Here is a 2968-nt window from a genome sequence, read left to right on the forward strand (position 1 = left end):
GGGCGGCTGCGGTGGTCCACAGGACGGTGAGTCCGGACGCGGCGAGGGTGACCCAGGCGAAGGCCGCAGCCCACAGGCATCCGCCGATTCCTTTCGGATCGCGAAGATCGGCGTAGGTGTCGGCGAGGCGTGTGTGGAGAGCGGTGAGCGGGCCCATGTCCGTATACCAGCGCCCTTGCCGGTCGATCTCCCCGACGTGCTCGCCGTCGGGGTAGTGGCCGGCGTGGAGCTGGAGGCGGTGGTGCTCGCCCTCGGCCGTACTCTCAGCCGGGCTGAAGCGCACGCCACTGGTCGTTCGGCAGACGGGGCAGCGGTAAAGGTAACGGCGCACGGGTTGAGGCCCCTTCGAATGGCGGTCGTGAGCGCACCCCCCTCCGCATGCCCAAAAGGTGCTCCCAGGGCCGGCATGGAGGGGGGTGCGCGGGTTGATTGGATTGATTGGTTTTCGCAGGTCAGCATTGGTTTGCTGATTGGCTCCCGATTGGCTCTGATCGGCTTTGCGGGGCCGATCAGCGCCGATCGGGAGCCAATGAGAATCCGATCGGGAGCCGATGACCGGACAGGGCTCGGACGTGTCAGGCGGGCGGGTTGAGGGCGGCTTCGACGGCTGCGAGGTAGTAGCCGCGGGGCTGTGCGTCGAGTTCGACGATGCGCTCGGTGGAAAGGTCGACTCCTGCCTTGCCGAGGAGTCGGGAGAGCTTCTTGCCGAGTTCACGCAAGCGGCTGACGTCGTCCCGGTCGTCCCAGTCGCCCCACTCCTTGGGATCTGCCTTTCGGAGGTGATCATGGATCTGGTCCATGGTCAGGAAGTCAGGGTTGCTTTCGTGAACGAATGCCTCATGGATCAGCCGGAGGATCTCGGGTACTTCGGCCTGGGTGTCGCCGGGTGCCCCGGGGGTGGTGTTGCAGATCTTCTGGAGTTGGTTCCAGTCGTCGTGGAGTCCGGCTTCGGTGAGGGTGTGGGTGAGGTCGGGCAGTCCGGCGGCGCGTTCGGTGGCGACGCGGTGGGCGTATGCGGGGCTGATTTCGCGGACTTGGTAGCGCATGGGTTTGTTGGGCATGCCGGGTAGTCCGTGGGCGTAGATCTGTCCGGCGTCGTTGATGGCGGTGTGGGTGGCCGCTTGGATGAGATCGGCGCGGTAGCCCTCGGCGAGGGCGCCGGCGCCGAGGAGTTCGGTGACGTCGATCCGGCGGGAGGCGCCGATCATCTTGGCGGAGAGCTTGGGGCCGATGGCTTCGCCGAGGTAGTCCTTGGTGCCGTACTGGCTGCCGCCGTAGCCCCAGAGGGCTTCCTTGCGGCCCAGGAGCAGGAAGCGGATCCACAGCTTCTTGGCACGGTCGGAGAGCTGGGGCCATTCGTCGAGGAAGACGCAGATGGCCGGGTGCTCGCGGGTGACCCGCCATTTGTTGCCCCAGCCGTAGGCTGCGCGCTGGCGGGCGCGGGCGGAGCACCAGGCCAGCAGGAAATCCAGGACGGCGCAGATCTTGTCGTCGTCCATGCAGGCGTTCAGGGCGATGGCCGGCTCCAGGTCGCCGATGCCGGTTCCGGCGGGGTCGATGTTGATGACGGCGGCATCAACACAGGCGGTGGCCACTTCGCCCAGGGCGAGCATGACTCCGGACTTCCCGCCGCCGGAGTCGGCGACCATCAGCAGCATCAGCCCGGCCATCGAGAACGCCAGTGGAGTGGCGTCCATAGCCACTCCGTAGTCCGCGATGTCGACGATCGACATCGATCGCGGGGCCCGGTAGGGGACAGGGCCGACGAGTTCGGGACTGAAGGGGTTGGTGAGGATCATCCGGACGGTGCAGGTGTCGCCGTGGTCGGGGTCGGCCTCGATCAGCAGCCCGTTGCGACGGAGTTTGAGCAAGGTGATCAGGGCTTTGTAGGTGGCGGGCTCGTTGAGGTCGTCAGGGCTACCGGACGCGAAGACCACCCGCGCCGACCAACCCCACGGCTCCCTACGTCCGCCCGTGACCGCCTCAATGTTCCCGCCCTCGTGGATGATCGCCCGCCGCAACGCCTCCTCAGCTTCCTCGGTCGTGTCGGCGTCGCGGATCGGGAACGGCCGCAACTCCTCCTCACTGCTGTCCTCGACACCCAGGCCGTGGTCGACGGTGGTCTTCTCCGCGGGAAGGGGTTCGAGCTCACGCGGCCCGACCAGGTCGGCGGGGAGCGCGCGCTGGGTGAGGGCGAGGGGGTGATGGCCCAGCCACCAGGCCGCACCAGCCAAAAGAGGTAGGGCGAAGAGTCCGGCGGCCGGAGCAGCGAGCACTAGGCCCAGGGTGGCAAGGCCGGCGGGGATGATGATTCCGGCGAACCGGCCGAGGCCGCGGGTGGTGCGGTAGCGGCGGATCTGCTCCGGGGTGGGCTGCACCATCCGCACGTCGAACGGCACCTTGGCGAGCACCTGACCCGCGCGGGCTCGGCGCTTCAACTCACCGTTCGTGCTCCTCAGCCGGGCGGCTTCCTCCGGGGTGAGGCCGAAGTCGACCGCCTCCCGCGCCATCTTCTGCGCCTTCTTGTTGAGGCGCTCGATATCGGTGCGAGTGTCGTCGCGCTGCTCGGTGTAGGTGTCGAGGTGGTGTTTGACGAGGCGGCGGCGGATTTCCTCGTCGGTCATGTAGGCGAGGGTTGTCCAGTGGATGGTGGCGGCCCATCCGTGACGCAGGCCCGGCAGGGTCTGTCCGGCGATGACGCGGGCGGCCGTAGCGGCGTGACGGGCGGCCTTACGTGCTCCCTGCCACCTGTCGGAGGAGCGCTCACGGTCGTCCTCCTGGGTGTCGGTGCGGGGGCCGGGGTGGTCGTCGTCGAGAACTTCGGCGTAGACGTACTCGCCTTCGTACGGCTCCATCCCGCCGACGGGGCGGGGGTGGTGGGTGGTGCTCACAGTGGTTCCTCCAAGGCGCGCGGAAAGGCGCCGGTCGCGGGGCGGCGGTGTGTAGGGGGCAGCAGAAGGACCGGGGT

General features: G+C 68.1%; 2 protein-coding genes. Both read right to left on the minus strand.

The genetic code is table 11. The features are described 5' to 3' along the window. The coding region (locus NBG84_RS39775) for a hypothetical protein (RefSeq protein ID WP_250924620.1) at positions 1–331 on the minus strand (331 nt) is incomplete at its 3' end. A gap of 244 nt (positions 332–575) precedes the next feature. Beyond that, entirely contained in the window at positions 576–2891 is a 2316-nt protein-coding gene (locus tag NBG84_RS39780; RefSeq protein WP_250924621.1) for a hypothetical protein, read from the minus strand. Positions 2892–2968 lie beyond the last annotated feature (77 nt).

Origin of the sequence: Streptomyces albipurpureus (assembly GCF_023701525.1) — a bacterium.
Classification (GTDB): domain Bacteria; phylum Actinomycetota; class Actinomycetes; order Streptomycetales; family Streptomycetaceae; genus Streptomyces; species Streptomyces albipurpureus.